The 14,416-nt window shown below is 52.4% G+C and carries 13 protein-coding genes and 4 tRNA genes; 2 read left to right on the plus strand and 15 right to left on the minus strand.

Annotated features, from left to right (window positions below; translation table 11 throughout):
• The first annotated feature begins 121 nt into the window (after positions 1-121).
• The gene (locus TK45_RS01205; protein ID WP_254426503.1) at positions 122-1,306 is read left to right on the plus strand and encodes an FAD-dependent oxidoreductase; all 1,185 of its coding nucleotides are present in this window, start codon (positions 122-124) and stop codon (positions 1,304-1,306) included.
• Here TK45_RS01205 and TK45_RS01210 read toward each other — a convergent pair.
• From TK45_RS01210 to TK45_RS01270, 13 genes are all read right to left on the minus strand, one after another.
• Positions 1,303-1,989, minus strand: coding sequence for a YoaK family protein (locus TK45_RS01210; protein ID WP_131256798.1), 687 nt, complete (start codon positions 1,987-1,989; stop codon positions 1,303-1,305). The genes TK45_RS01205 and TK45_RS01210 overlap by 4 nt on opposite strands.
• 68 nt (positions 1,990-2,057) lie before the next feature.
• Positions 2,058-2,417 (minus strand): DUF5329 family protein, encoded by a 360-nt coding sequence (locus TK45_RS01215; protein WP_131256799.1) that lies wholly within the window; start codon positions 2,415-2,417, stop codon positions 2,058-2,060.
• A gap of 78 nt (positions 2,418-2,495) precedes the next feature.
• Complete coding sequence (locus TK45_RS01220) at positions 2,496-3,167, minus strand: haloacid dehalogenase type II (protein WP_131256800.1); 672 nt, start codon at positions 3,165-3,167, stop codon at positions 2,496-2,498.
• A 54-nt stretch (positions 3,168-3,221) separates the two neighbouring features.
• Positions 3,222-4,625, minus strand: a complete 1,404-nt coding sequence (locus TK45_RS01225) for a sodium:alanine symporter family protein (protein WP_131256801.1) — start codon at positions 4,623-4,625, stop codon at positions 3,222-3,224.
• Positions 4,626-4,832: 207 nt separating this feature from the next.
• Positions 4,833-4,907, minus strand: a tRNA-Gln gene (locus TK45_RS01230).
• 54 nt (positions 4,908-4,961) lie between these two features.
• Positions 4,962-5,036, minus strand: a tRNA-Gln gene (locus TK45_RS01235).
• Between the two features lie 4 nt (positions 5,037-5,040).
• Positions 5,041-5,125, minus strand: a tRNA-Leu gene (locus tag TK45_RS01240).
• Positions 5,126-5,130: 5 nt separating this feature from the next.
• Positions 5,131-5,207, minus strand: a tRNA-Met gene (locus tag TK45_RS01245).
• A gap of 188 nt (positions 5,208-5,395) precedes the next feature.
• Positions 5,396-6,124, minus strand: coding sequence for a sulfite exporter TauE/SafE family protein (locus tag TK45_RS01250; protein WP_131256802.1), 729 nt, complete (start codon positions 6,122-6,124; stop codon positions 5,396-5,398).
• Positions 6,121-6,885: an SDR family oxidoreductase gene (locus tag TK45_RS01255; protein WP_131256803.1), complete on the minus strand. Its 765-nt coding sequence runs from the start codon at positions 6,883-6,885 to the stop codon at positions 6,121-6,123. The genes TK45_RS01250 and TK45_RS01255 overlap by 4 nt, the downstream gene beginning before the upstream one ends.
• Positions 6,882-7,817, minus strand: a complete 936-nt coding sequence (locus tag TK45_RS01260; RefSeq protein ID WP_131256804.1) for an SDR family oxidoreductase — start codon at positions 7,815-7,817, stop codon at positions 6,882-6,884. The genes TK45_RS01255 and TK45_RS01260 overlap by 4 nt, the downstream gene beginning before the upstream one ends.
• Positions 7,814-8,686 (minus strand): bile acid:sodium symporter family protein, encoded by an 873-nt coding sequence (locus tag TK45_RS01265; RefSeq protein WP_254426504.1) that lies wholly within the window; start codon positions 8,684-8,686, stop codon positions 7,814-7,816. The genes TK45_RS01260 and TK45_RS01265 overlap by 4 nt, the downstream gene beginning before the upstream one ends.
• A gap of 3 nt (positions 8,687-8,689) precedes the next feature.
• Positions 8,690-9,982 carry an NAD(P)/FAD-dependent oxidoreductase gene (locus TK45_RS01270; protein ID WP_131256805.1) on the minus strand — a complete coding sequence of 431 codons (1,293 nt, stop codon included), beginning with the start codon at positions 9,980-9,982 and terminating at the stop codon, positions 8,690-8,692.
• Between the two features lie 110 nt (positions 9,983-10,092).
• Here TK45_RS01270 and TK45_RS01275 point away from each other — a divergent pair, with 110 nt between their 5' ends.
• Positions 10,093-11,091: an AraC family transcriptional regulator gene (locus TK45_RS01275; RefSeq protein WP_131256806.1), complete on the plus strand. Its 999-nt coding sequence runs from the start codon at positions 10,093-10,095 to the stop codon at positions 11,089-11,091.
• A gap of 6 nt (positions 11,092-11,097) precedes the next feature.
• Here the strand turns inward: TK45_RS01275 and TK45_RS01280 are convergent, their stop codons facing one another.
• Both TK45_RS01280 and TK45_RS01285 read right to left on the minus strand, forming a co-directional pair.
• Entirely contained in the window at positions 11,098-11,370 is a 273-nt protein-coding gene (locus tag TK45_RS01280; RefSeq protein WP_131256807.1) for a hypothetical protein, read from the minus strand.
• Positions 11,371-11,452: 82 nt separating this feature from the next.
• On the minus strand, positions 11,453-14,317 hold the full coding sequence (locus tag TK45_RS01285) for a pitrilysin family protein (RefSeq protein ID WP_254426505.1): 2,865 nt from the start codon (positions 14,315-14,317) through the stop codon (positions 11,453-11,455).
• Positions 14,318-14,416 lie beyond the last annotated feature (99 nt).

The following is a 14,416-nucleotide window of genomic DNA, read 5'->3' on the forward strand; positions in this document are numbered from 1 at the left end:
TGTCTGACTGGTGCTTTTGACGCAGATGGTTACAATCGTCGCCAGAATGGTCGTTGGGCGTATTTTTATGTCGCTCGGCGATTTAGTTAAAATTCAATAAAAACAATAACTTGGGTTTATAGTGGAACAACAGCAACAGAAGATTAACGCAGACGTGTGCGTCGTCGGTGGCGGCATGGTAGGCATGGCCACGGCGATAGGTTTGGTACGTCGCGGTTTTCAGGTGGTGGTGATTGAGCACCAGCCGCCAGCGCCGTTTGATGCCGCGCAACCTTGCGATCTGCGGGTCTCGGCATTTAGCCGTGCTTCACAACAATTGTTGGATCAGTTAGGGGCGTGGGCGGCTGTTCAGGCCATGCGCACGCTACCTTATAAACGTCTGGCGGTGTGGGAAAATCCTGCCGCGCGGGTCGAATTTAACGCCGACGAATTAGACTTACCTGAGTTGGGTTACATGGTTGAAAACCGCCTGGTACAGCTGGGGTTGTATCAGGTGGCCAGTTCACTGCAACAACTGACTTTACTCGAACAGGTTGCGGTGACCTCGTTGCACAGCGATGAGCGGGTGTTGTTAACCTTGTCTGATGGTCGCCAGATAGATGCCGGTTGGGTGGTGGGCGCCGATGGTGGCCGTTCACAAGTGCGTGAGTTAGCCGGGATTGGCACCACGGGCTGGCAGTATGCCCAGCAGTGTCTGGCCGTCACGATAAAAACCCACGGTGAGCCACAGGACATCACCTGGCAGCAATTTACTCCCAACGGCCCGATGGCGTTTTTGCCCCTGTACGACGGGCATGGCTCGTTGGTGTGGTATCACAGCGCGGCCAACGTGGCACGATTAAGAGCCATGACGCCGGACAAACTTAAACAGGAAATCGTCGCGCATTTCCCGCCCGAGTTGGTGGATTTTGATATTTTACAGGTCGGCAGTTTTCCGCTTACCCGATTACATGCCAATCATTACTACCGCGATAATGTGGTACTGCTGGGCGACGCGGCGCATTGCATCAACCCACTGGCCGGGCAGGGTGTCAATCTGGGTTTTCGAGATGTCGCCGCGTTATTGGCGCTGTTGGACGAACAGGGGCATCCGGCAAATCGCGCTGCACTGGCGCAATTGTTTGCGGCCTATGAGGCGAAACGTCGTAAAGATAACCTGCTGATGATGTCAGGCATGGACGGCTTTTATGCCGCGTTCAGTAATGACATTAAACCGCTGAAATGGCTGCGTAATCTGGCGTTTGCCGGGGTGGCGAAAATTGCACCGCTGAAAAAGCAGGTATTACGCTACGCACTGGGTATTTAAACGGCTCCATCATGGCGCTTAGCGAGGATCTCGCGGCGCCGGTAGCCGTTATATAGCAAGGCCAAAATCAAACACAGTAACGCCGGAAAGGCCAGCGCCCAGAATGACAGCAACAGATACAAGGCGCTGCCTGCCACCCCACCTAAGATAAACCCGGCAACAATCGACAACAGCAATGCGCCTTTGCGCCGGTCGAAGGCATCGCCTTTTAACCGCGCGCCGAGCATTAAGCCCAAATCGGTAAAGATGCCGGTCAGGTGGGTAGTACGAATAATCGCGCCACTGTAATTGGTGGCCAGCGCGTTTTGCAGACCGCATGCCGCGGAAGCCAGATATTGTCCGCTGCGCCAGTCCTGTAGCAAACAGCCCATTGCGCCCAGTAACAGTAAGCCCTGATAGACCAGTAAGGTATCGTAGTGACGCCCCAGCTTGAGGGTGCGACCGGATAACATCCAGCCGGACAACGCCGCGCCAGCGACAAAGCTTCCGATGAGCGCCAACAAATGCACTACCGACGCAAACTGGCCGGCAGCCAGTTCAATGCCGCTTAAGGTGGCAATGCCGGATAAATGCGATAGGGACTGATGAGCGACGCCCAGTAAGCCAACGGCATTCACTGTGCCAGCAATCAGTGCCAGCAAAAATGCGCCGTATTCAACCCAACGTGGTAACTGATTGATCAAGTTAGTGTTTCTGTTTGCCTGAGTAGCATGATTATGTCATGCCAGCGCGTTGCCGCCAGTAGCGCGGATTAGTTTTTTTGTCGAATCTGCACAAGCGCGGCATTCAGCCAGTCGGCACTGTCCTGTTTGGTCTGCTCTGGACAGATAATATGATAAGGCTTACCGGACATGCTGCTTTCGCTAGCCGCCAGACGGATAAAGTCCTCGCTACGGGCGATTTTGCCTTTGTCGTCAAAGTAGCTAAGTTTGCGGGTCAGGTGGGTAACTGCCTCATCGGCATCATACACCGTGCCGTTGCGTTCAAACTGGCAGGCAGACTGGCGCATTTGTGTGAACAACTGTTCCACTTCTGAGCGGGTGCGAGGATCCAGTTCGGCCATCGCGGGCAGGGAGGTCAACAGACCTAAACAAATTATCAGTGAGCGCATCATCATCCTTGTTGGTGGTTTAGCGGTAAGACGCAAGCACAGTGGTAATAGTTGCATCCTCTGGTAAAAAATTGGTAGTTATCCCAGCAGTCCGGGTAACTCGTGTAATGAGCCGAGTTCGTGATCAGGCAGGATGCCCCAGGGATCAAACACTGCCTGTGGGTCTCGTTTGATCCAAATCGCGCCCATGCCGGCCGCTTTGGCACCGATTACATCAAACGGGTTGGATGATATCAGGCTGGTGCGATGATGCTGGCTGTGAGTGGCGCGCAAAAAGTGGCTGTACACCGCTGGATTGGGCTTAAAGCTGCATAGTGGCTCTACACTGACCACATCATCAAACAAATCAATCAGTTGCGCATGGGTGAGCAATTCCACAACCGCGTCCCGGCTGCCATTGGAAAACGCAAAGCAGCGCACCTGTTTGGCTTTAAGCGCGCTCAGCGCGGTGTGTGCATCATCAAATGCCGGCAGTTGACGATAGCCATATAGCAGCGCTTCGCGTTGCGCGGTGCTAAGTTGGCAGGCAAAGCGCTGGCAGGTGTAATCCAGAGCCTCGGCGGTACATACAGAAAACGGCGCATACAGTTGCATCAGGCCGCGGCGAAATGAATATTCCAACTGTTTATCCCGCCAGGTTTGTGAAAACGCCGCAGCCTGTTCGTCACCTACCAGGCTGGCAATCTGCCGGGTTAACCCGTGGGTGTTAATTAATGTGCCATATACATCAAAGGCCAGTGTATGTTGCATGGTGTGCTCCCTGATTGATTCGGACACAAAAAAAGGCGCAGTGCGCCTTTTTGATTAATCCCAGATACCTTTTTCGGTCTGTCCCTGAATATCGCAATTGCCGGTGCGATACTCCGGCACTTTGGCGGCGTTGCGCTGGGCGATATAGTCACGGGTAATGTTAACGATGGTCGGCGTCATCAACACGATGGCAATCACGTTAATAAAGGTCATTAACCCCAGCGCCATATCCGCCATCGCCCACACCCTTGGCAGCGCGGCTGCTGACCCCCACAGGATCATCAGCAAATAGCCTATGGTATAAACGCTACGACCGATTTTATTATCCAGCTTAAACATATGCAGGTTGGACTCACCGTAGGCATAGTTGGCCACCACCGAGGTAAACGAGAACAGCGCAATAGCGGCGGCAACGAAATCCTGCCCGCCAGCGCCTAAGTGATAGGTCATGGCATCCTGAGTCAGGCGAATGCCTTCCATCTGTTCTGTTTGCGTGCCACCGGCGAGTAAAATCACCACGGCGGTACAGGTACACAGCACCAGCGTATCGATAAATACCCCAAGCATTTGCACAAAGCCCTGTGTAGCCGGGTGGTTAGGAATGGGCGAAGCACTGGCGGCTGCATGTGGCACGCTGCCCGAACCAGCTTCGTTAGAATACAGACCACGTTTGATGCCATGTTGAATCGCCGCGCCAAAAGTACCACCGGCCACTTCGTTTAAACCAAACGCTGAGGACACGATGTTGTAAAGCAGACCCGGTACTTCCTGAATATTCCACAGGGTAATGCCGACGGCGACGAGCACATAGCTGATGCCCATAAACGGCACCATATATTCGGAGAAACGCGCGATGCTGCGCAGACCCCCGATAACAATCAGACCGGCAACAATACAAATTACCGCACCGGAATACAGGGGCTCAAACCCATAGGCATGGTTGAGCGCATCGGTAATAGAATTGGCCTGCACGGAGCTGAAGATAAAGCCGTAACCCAAAAACAGTGCCAGCGAAAACGCAATCGCCAGCCAGCGCTTATTTAAGCCTTGCTGAATGTAATAGGCCGGGCCGCCACGGAACTCGCCGTTATCGTCGCGCACTTTATACAGCTGCCCCAGGGCACTTTCGGCAAATCCGATGGCCATGCCCACGATGGCGATGACCCACATCCAGAACACCGCACCCGGGCCACCCAGTGAAATAGCCACTGCAACCCCGGCCAGATTGCCGGTGCCTACCCGCGCCGACAGGCTGGTACACAATGCACCGAAGGAACTGATCCCGGATTGGTCGCCCTGCATACCGCCACGCATGACACCAAACATATGGCGGAAATGGGTAAACTGGATGAAGTTAAGTTTCCAGGTAAACCAGAAACCACATGCGGCCAGCATGACCAGCAGTACGTAGTAATTCCAGAAAAAGCTGTTAATAGCGGAGACAATCGTGTCGATCAAAGTCGTGTTCCCTGAATGAGGCGTTATTATTCTGCGCCGATAATGTCAAACAGTGCGGGGATCTGTCCAGTAAATGGGGCAATGCTGCGTGACGCCTTCGGCAAAGACGGATGAATTCCGAATAATCTGCGGGGCAGAAGGGGCATTTTTACTGACCACCAGACGCAAAAAAGCCTGCTAAAAAGCAGGCTTTTTCTCACTGTAAAGTGGCTGGGGTAGCTGGATTCGAACCAACGAATGGCGGGATCAAAACCCGCTGCCTTACCGCTTGGCGATACCCCAACAGACGGTACAATTGTCAACCGCAGATGTTACACATTGCCATTGACCAGAAGGTGGCTGGGGTAGCTGGATTCGAACCAACGAATGGCGGGATCAAAACCCGCTGCCTTACCGCTTGGCGATACCCCAGTAATGGTGCGGAAGGAGAGACTTGAACTCTCACGCCGTGAAGCACTGGAACCTAAATCCAGCGTGTCTACCAATTTCACCACTTCCGCAAGTTTGGTGGCTACGGCGGGATTCGAACCTGCGACCCCATCATTATGAGTGATGTGCTCTAACCAACTGAGCTACGTAGCCAACCTAAGGAACTCTTCAACACTGTGCCAGATGGCCTGCGTCGTTAAGTGGCGCGTATTATGCGTATGACACCTAACAGCGTCAACCCCTTTTTTCGCTGTTCTTGCTCGTTTGCCTACTATCTGAACAGTGCGGGATTCGATTGCTTGTTCACTGAGCAATTTGCGTTTGGATTAAGCAAAAAATCCTTATCCAGCGACCTGTTGTAATGAAGTGACCAGCAAAATGACCGACACCAACAGCAGGATCGCAAATACGCTGGGCAGGAAACGTTGCGCATCAATTTTGTGATGCAGGCGATTCCCTAACCACATACCCAGCAGCACAGCGGGGACTAATTGTAACAATGCCGGCCATTGTCCTTCAAACCGGCCACTAAATAAAAACCACAGGCTTAATACGCTGTTAAGACATAGCCACACAAACAACAGTGTTGCGCGAAATTGCGCTTTGGGAAGTTGGCTGCGCGCCAGTGCATACACCAGCAACGGGCCACCGGAGGCAAATAAGCCGTGGGTCACTCCCGCCAGGGTAATCAGGCCATTGGCAATGCCAGTGGGCAGGGCGAGCGCCTGGGATTTTAATAGAGCGCGCAGGGCAAACCAGGTAATTAACATCGCAAACACCAACTTCAACCAATCCGGGTTAACCCAGGGCAATAAGGCTTGCCCGAGCAGGGTACCCACCGCCATCAGGGGTAATAAACGGGTGAGCAATAACCGCCACTGAATATGTTGGCGCAGTCGAATACACAGGGGCAGGGTCATCACCAGATTCAGCGGTACCAGCAAAGTGACCAATTCCGGAATGGAATACACCAGTGCACCAAGGGATAAAGCCAATACGATGCTGCCAAAGCCGGTCATGGCTTCGACGCCGAAGGCAAACACGATGCAAATCATCAGCCACCACATCATGTTTTGGCCTTCAGGTTACGTTTCATCAGGTAAAAATAGGCACCTGGCCACAGGCGATAGAGCACACTGGCAAAATAGGTCAGGCGATCGCCATAAACACGTGGCTTGCGGGTTTGCACTGCGTGAATGATCCGCGTTGCCATCCACTGACTGCTTTGTACCTTGCCCACCACAGTGCGTGCCTGCGGGGCGGTTTGCCCATCGCCACCCAGTGCGTTTTGTTCGATGGCGGTGGCCAGAAAGCTAGGGTAGACATTTACTATGTGCAGCGACGTCTCGGCGCGCAGTGTTTCAAAATACTGATGCAGCGCAGCCTTTGACGCACAGTAACCGGCACGCTCGGTGACCGGCATCCAACCTGCCATGGAACTGATATTCACCACCGCGCCGTTATTTTGCGTAAGTAACGGCAGCAGAGCATGGGCTAAACGCACCGGCGCGAAGAAATTCACCTGCATGACCCGTTCAATCACGTCCGGTTCGGTGACACTGGCCAGTGAGCGATGGGTAATGCCGGCATTATTGATCAGTAAGGCCAGATCCCCATGATGCGCCTGGATATGCCGGCAAAATGTCTGCAGTGCAACGGGATCACACAGATCCAACACATAAGTGTCATGCCCCGGCAGCGTCTGTTGGAGATTATTCAGGCCGGTTTGGTCGCGATCAACCAGTACCAGCTGATAATTATGTGCCAGCAGGATGGCCAGGTCTTTACCCAGCCCGGATGCTGCACCGGTGATAATGGCTTTTGGCTTCATGGCAGCAATCCATTGTGCCGTGCATAAAATTCCAGCACCTGTTGCGAAGTTTTTCGCGGGATGTAACCAAATTGCTGTTTAAGCGCCTGATTGTCCAGTACCGGACGATAACGTAAAAAATCCAACTGCTCCGGCCCATAAGGGGTCAGCTTAAACAGCCTGCCAATCCACAGCATTGCTTTAAGTAAGCCGGCCGGCAAGGTTAACAAGGGTTTATGCAGGGTGGCTGCGATCTCATCGATGCTCAGGGCACCATCGCCGGCCAGATTAAAAATTCCATCTCGCTGTTGCTCGATCCCCTGACAAATAATCCCGATGACGTCCTCATCCCAGATAAACACGAACGGTGATGGACTGCCGGCAATTTTCAGCATGCGCGGGCGCTGAAATAAACGGGTAATTAAGTTGTTGGTGTGTTGCCCAAGCACGGTACCCGGGCGCAACACCAACTGGCGCAGTTGCGGATGTTTGGTCCGCGCATCGCGCAACATGCTCTCAATCAGGCGTTTGTGGTGACTGTAGGAAAATGCCGAATTGCCGCGTAGCGGGTGTTGTTCGGTTAACCACGCAGGATTGTCGGCGTGGTAACCATAGGCAGCGCCGCTACTGGTCACAATCAATTGCGTCACGCCATTGGCCACACTCGCATCCAGCACATTTTGTGTGCCATTAATATCGATATCGTAATCGCGCTGGGGATCCTGTCCCGGGTTCATCACGCTGGCCAGATGCACTACCTGCTCAATATTGTGTTCGGCGATAAGCGCTGACAAGCCGTTATCGCGGATGTCCATCGGCACATATTGGTAGTGGGGCGCTTGCAAGCTGCTGGCCGGCTGAATATCGACACCCAGTACATAATGTTCACTGAGTTTATTAACCAGCGCACGGCCGATATAACCCTCGCTGCCAGTAATTAAAATACGTTTCATGCCTGTGGCTCCCGGCGGCTCCAGTAATGACTTAACGCCAGGCCACTGACCAGATGCCAGATCCCCCACGCAGCAGCGACGATGGCCATGCCCTGCAAATCGCTGAAAAAGGTAAAGATGATGCCAAGACCGAGGCCGGAATTCTGGATCCCCACTTCCAGGGTAATGGCGCGCGCATCTTTATCACCGACCCTGGCGACTTTGGCGCATAAACGGCCAATGCCCAGTGCCATGGCGTTATGCAGTACCACCACAAGTAAGAAAAATCCGGCACCCGCCACAAAGGTTTGCCAGTTTTTCGCCAGCGCAATACCGACAAAACCAAACAGCGTAAGCAACGAAATGAGCCTGAAGTGGCGCTGGGTATGATGCGCAAATCCCGGTGCAATCCGTGCCACCCACAGCCCCAGTAATAGCGGAATTGCCAGCACCAGCGTGACGATCAGGAAAATATTTTCCACCGGCACATGAATACGTTGTAACAAGGCCGCAGTGTGCGGATTTAAGCTGGCATATAAGGCGAAATTAAAGGGCGTCATTAACGCAGCTGCCACGCTGGCCAGCGCGGTCATGCTCACCGACAACGCCACGTTGCCTTTGGCCAGAAACGTCATAATGTTAGAAAAACTGCCGCCCGGGCAACTGCCGACCAGTAAAATCCCCAACATTACCTCCGGCGATAGCGGCAACAGCATGGTCAGCCCGAAGCTGGCCAGTGGCAGCAACAAAAACTGCGCCAGCATACCCACCAGCGGGGCGCGAGGGTGTTTGACCACCCGTTTAAAATCAGTCGGATGTAACGACAGGGCAATGCCGAACATCATCAGGGCAAGAATGCCATTTAATAGCCACAAGCTCTCTGTCGACACGCGTTACCCCTCGGCCAGTTCGGCCATATCCAGCTTAAGTTGCTGTAAATAATCCTGTTTGTGCACATAGTACGCCATTCGCGCAACATTCAGATACTGCAAGCCGCCGTCGATGCGGCTGGTGCAATTGCGTCGCACTTTATGCATAAACGCCAGTGCCTTATCGGGATTGTCCCGGCGGGTTTGCATAAAGCGTGCTACCAGTTGAGCCTGATCGTCACGCCCCTGCCAACCCAGCCCGGAGGCTTCTACCATGCCCATCACAAACAGATTATCGTGTGCCGGGGTAAAGGTATTGAGATACAGCGCCGGGGCATCACCCTGCCAATTCAGGTGTTTGGCATCGATAAAGGGGTAGTGCAGCTTATAGCCAGTGGCTTCCAGAATCAGATCGTATTCTGCCGTGCTGCCATCCTCAAAGTTAACCCCCTTAGGTTGCAGCGACTGAATGCCAGGCCGCACCGTGACATCCCCATGGCCGATATGATGCAAAAACATGGAATTGACCACAGGATGCGACTCATACATGCGGTAGTTGGGATCCGGTAAGCCAAAATCACTGGGTTTACCGGAAATCAGCCTGACCAGGGTGCCGTCGACCCACTGTTTAATCCGGTTGGGCAAACGTAATTTACCGCCTAAGGTGTCCGTCGGCTTTCCCATGACAAACTTGGGTAAAAAGTAATAGCCACGGCGCACTACCATATCCACGGATGCCGCACGGTGCACTGCGTCAACGGCAATATCACAGCCACTGTTACCACAGCCAATAATCAGTACCCGTTTGCCGGCAAAAATGGCGGCATCTTTGTAATCGGCACTGTGCAATCGTTCGCCGTCAAACTGGCCGGCAAACGTCGGGCGATTGGGTTCGTGCAGCGTGCCATTGGCCAGCATGACTGCCTGTACCGCAATGCTGTCCTGCTGGCCCCCATGGCTGAAATCAACGCGCCAGTGATCCTGCTGTTTTTCGATTTTTTCAACCCGCGTGCTGAAACGGTAGTGACGGGTTAAATCAAAGTGCTTAGCGTAATCGCGAAAATACTGCGCCATGGCATCGTGACGGGGGTAGGTGGCGACACTCTCATCCATTGGGAAATCACGGAATTCCGTCATGCGTTTAGAGCTGATCAGATGGGCGGACTCGTACATAGTGCTGGTGGCACTGCTGATATCCCATAATCCACCCACATTATCGTGAATTTCAAAGCCAACCACGTCAAAGCCCTGTTCAAGCAGGCGGCGGGTCGTACATAAGCCCATCGGGCCTGCACCAATAACGGCAATCGGTAACATAGGGTTCTCTGCTTATTTCCTGATATGAGTCATGCTAATCCAACCGAATGAAATAAAAATGGTTAAAATGGGACGCGTTAGGGTTAGAATGGGACAAAAGGAGCGCGGTTTTGACTAATACCACTCATTCGGTTACCCCCAGTTTTACCAAGGCCATCCTGGCTCAGGCCGAGCTATTGGGCCTGAAAATTCCGCCGCTGTTAAAGCGCGCCATCGGCTCGATCAGTAACGAGCAACGCCTGCCGATGGCGTTGCAGGATGCGCTGTGGCTGGAGATTGAAGCGCAGGATCATGCGGGCGTAATGGGGCTGGAAATTGGCGCAAAACTGCAACCGGGCCATTTCGATACGCTGGGATATCTGGTGTTAAGCAGCCCGGATTTATCGGCTGCGGTGGATGCGCTGGTAAACTTCTCGGCTTTGGTAGGTGAGGGCGGACGATTCAACAAAGTCAGCGAAGGACAGGGCATTGGTTTGTATTACGAACCTACCTTTAGCGCGGCGAAAGACATGCGCCTGGACACGATTTTATTGTGTTTATTAAACGGTACACGCTGGTTAGCAGGTCAGTCATTGTTGCCCTTGTCGGTGCATTTTCAGCGCGCTGCACCAGCCCAGCCAGATGTGTATCGGCAAGCATTTGGCATTAGTGATATTCGCTTCGAGCAGCCCCGCAATATGTTGCTGTTTAAACGCAGTGACTGGCAAAAAATTGTTAATCCGGCCAATCCGGCGTTTCGCGCCAATATGCTGGCACTGGCACAGCGCCAGTTAAAATCGCTCAACCCACAGGATTTTATGGCCCGAGCCGAGCAGTTTCTGGAGCAGGATCCCGTGTTAACCCGTGAGCAGCTGGCCAAACGTATGTGGATCAGCGAACGGCAGCTTAACCGGCGGCTGGCTGACTGTGGCCATTCGTTTAAAACCCTGTCCGATCAGGTGAAAAAAAACCATGCATTACAGTTGTTAAAGCAGGGCCCAATCAGTCAGGCCGCGCTGGCATTTTGCCTGGGATACGCGGATGAAAGCGCGTTTGCTAAAGCGTTTAAACGCTGGATGGGAATGGGCTTAAGAGCATATTTGCGTCATGCCATAAAAGAGGCTGATTAAAACGATTTAATTCAGAAAAACACGTGCCACGACTTCTGTGATGGCCAATGTCCATCCGATACAGCAAATAATAAAGGTATTGAATTTGAATGTTGCCCAAAAATCTTCCCAATATTTTCCCCTCAATGCACTGTACCAATTGGCTTGAGCGACATATTTCAGACATTCAGCAAAATCTTGGTATTGTTCGCCAAAAAACAACTTGGCGAGTGTTTTATACACTGGCCAATTGCAAATGATGACGATGAGTAATGCGATGGGATGATCTGCAAATTCCATTTTTATTCAAACTCTCCTTTGTACGCATAATTAAAACAAAAACGGTGGCTATTGCCACCGTTTTTCATTCGATTACTGAGACTTATGGATTGATCGTCACTTCCACAATCGGGTAAGGGAACTCACTCAGTTGCGGCAGAACCGTCTCTTTATCACCGACAATCACGATCTGCATGGAATTTGGATCCACGTATTTCGCGGCCAAAGCATTAAGCTCGTCTTTGCTGATGGTTTGCACCAGGGCATTACGGGCATCGATATCAGCCGGTTGCATATCGTAAGTCAGCAAGGTACGCAGGAAGCCCGCTTTCTGACCCAGCGATTCATATTTCAGCGCATCACGCTGACCAATCGCTTTACGCATAAACGCCAGTTCATCGTCAGTCATACCATGTAATTGATAATCAGACAGTTCTTTGACCATTTCGCGCAGGGTGTCACCGGTGTTGTCCTTTTTCACCGACGCGCTCATGCTGAAGGTGCCGCGCTCTTTGTCGGCGCTAAAGCCAGCGCGAGCACCGTAGGTGTAGCCTTTATCTTCACGCAAATTCAGATTGATACGGCTGTTGAATGCACCGCCCAACGGGAAGTTCATCAGCCCGCTGCGGTAATAATCGCCCAGCTTATCAAACGGCATTGCATGTTTAACCATGGTCACCACAGATTGCGCTGCACCTGGCTTGTCGACAAAGTGAATCACCGGGCCTTCATAAGCAGGGAAGTCTGCGAAAGTTGGCATAGCGTAATCCGCACCTTGCCAATTGCCGACAAAGGCCAGTTTTGGCAGGACTTTATCTTGCGGCAGGTCACCAACAACCACGATATTGGCTTTGGCCGGTGAATAATACTTCGCGTAGAAGTTCTTGACGTCGTCCAGCGTGATGGCGCTAACGGTGGTCATGGTGCCGCCATTTGGCACACCAATACGGTGCTCGTTGCCATACAGTACTTGCAATTCAGCCAGCTCAGCCAAAGCGCCAGGCTCTTTCATTGATTGCTGAATAGATTGTAATGTTTGAGCTTTCAGACGCTCAAAATCCGCCTCGTCGAATTTAGGACGCAGCAGTTTTTCTTTCAGCAGGGTCAGGGTTTTATCCAGATTGCGGGTCAGAGCACTGACGTTCACTGTGGTAAAACGCTCACCGCTGGAGAAGCTGATGGAACTACCCAGCAAATCAAGCTGGTTCGCCAGTTCTTCATTGCTGTAGTTTTGCGTCGCTTCGTTCATCATCGCCGCGGTCATGCCCGCCAGACCTGCTTTGTCTTTCGGATCAAGCAACGCGCCGCCTTCCAGACTCATTTGCAGGTAAACCGTTGGGGTTTCGCTGTTAATCGCGCCGACTACTGTGATGCCGTTTTTCAGCTCACTGGTCCAGAAATCCGGCACCTGAGTGGTTGGGTTGGCACCTGCCGGTGGCACAACTGAACGGTCAAAACTGCTAATGGCTTTGCGAAGTTCTAAATCGTCGGCCTTAACCAGCGTGATGTCGGTCAGTTGACGTTCGAACTTGAAGCTCGGCTCATGGGCCTGCATCTCTTCTTTGCCTTCCGGTACGATGCTCAGCACGACTTTTGGCTTGTCTTTGATGTAGGTGTTGTAGACGCGCATAACGTCTTCTTTGGTGACAGCTGCGTAACGATCAATGTCTTCCTGCACCAAATCAGGTGTGTGATACAGGGTTTCCATTAAGGCTAACTGCGACACTTTGCCACGTACGGTCTGTAACCCGAACACTTTACCGGCTTCGATTTCCATCTTAGTGCGGTTCAGATCGTCATCTGTCACGCCGCGTTGTTCGAACTCGGCAAAAGTGGCTTGCATGGTGTCATTCAGCTGTTTCAGTGATGGCACCTTGGCTGGGTTAGCCAGTGAATACAGGACGAATTCACAGGCTAATTCTTTACAGGTATGAAACACGCTGGCCTGCACGGCATCACCGGTTTTCACCAGGTTTTTGTAGAACAGTGAAGTTTTGCCACCACCGAGGATATTGGCCAGTACATCCAGAGCCGGCTCGTCGGCATGACGGGCGTACACAGTCGGCATTGACCACCACAACAGTGGCATATGCACTTTGTCCGGGTGAGTCAGATAACGATTTTCTGTCAGCACGGCAGGTTGTTTTGGTGCATCGTCCACTTCCGGGCCGGCTGGAATATCACCAAAATATTTAACTACCCACGCCAGCGTTTGTTGCTCGTCAATGTCACCACCGATAGTCAGAGTGGCATTGTTCGGGCCATACCAGCGAAGGAAGAAGGCTTTCAGATCGTTAACATCAACGCGATCCAAATCTTCTACATAACCGATGGTGCTCCAGGAGTATGGGTGACCCGCCGGATACATGGCTTCACCGGCTTTTTCCCACAGTAAACCGTAAGGGCGGTTATCGTAACGTTGACCACGCTCGTTTTTCACGGTGGCGCGTTGTACTTCAAATTTTTCCTGCGTCACGGCATCGAGCAAATAGCCCATGCGATCTGACTCAAGCCACAACATCTTTTCCAGTTGGTTTTTAGGCACGGTCTGGAAATAGTTGGTGCGGTCGGTGTTGGTGGTGCCGTTTAGGGTACCGCCAGACTCGGTCACGATCTTAAAGTGCTGCTCGTCGCCGACATTTTCCGAGCCCTGGAACATCATGTGCTCGAAAAAGTGCGCAAAACCAGACTTACCCACTTCTTCACGGGCAGAGCCCACATGGTAGGTTACGTCCACATGCACCAGAGGGTCAGATTTGTCCTCATGCAGTACCACGGTCAGGCCGTTGCTGAGTTGATACTTTTTATACGGGATAGCCAGTTTGCCGGCTTGTCCCTGATGGGTTTCCAGCAAGGTCACGCCTTCGGGCAGGGCGGCCTGTTTTATTTCAGTCGATTGCGCAGATTTGTCCTGCGAGCAGCCGTTAAGCGCCACAAGTCCAATCAATGCAACTCCAAGTAATCGCATGGTTTTCTCCATTTCCCTGTTTACGGTCAAACTGACCAAAGTTTGCCAATGTACCTTAAAGTGTCAAACAGAGCATTATCTGTAAAAACTCGTTACATT

Origin of the sequence: Bowmanella sp. JS7-9, assembly GCF_004329715.1 — a bacterium.
In the GTDB taxonomy this organism is placed as follows: Bacteria; Pseudomonadota; Gammaproteobacteria; order Enterobacterales; family Alteromonadaceae; genus Pseudobowmanella; species Pseudobowmanella zhangzhouensis.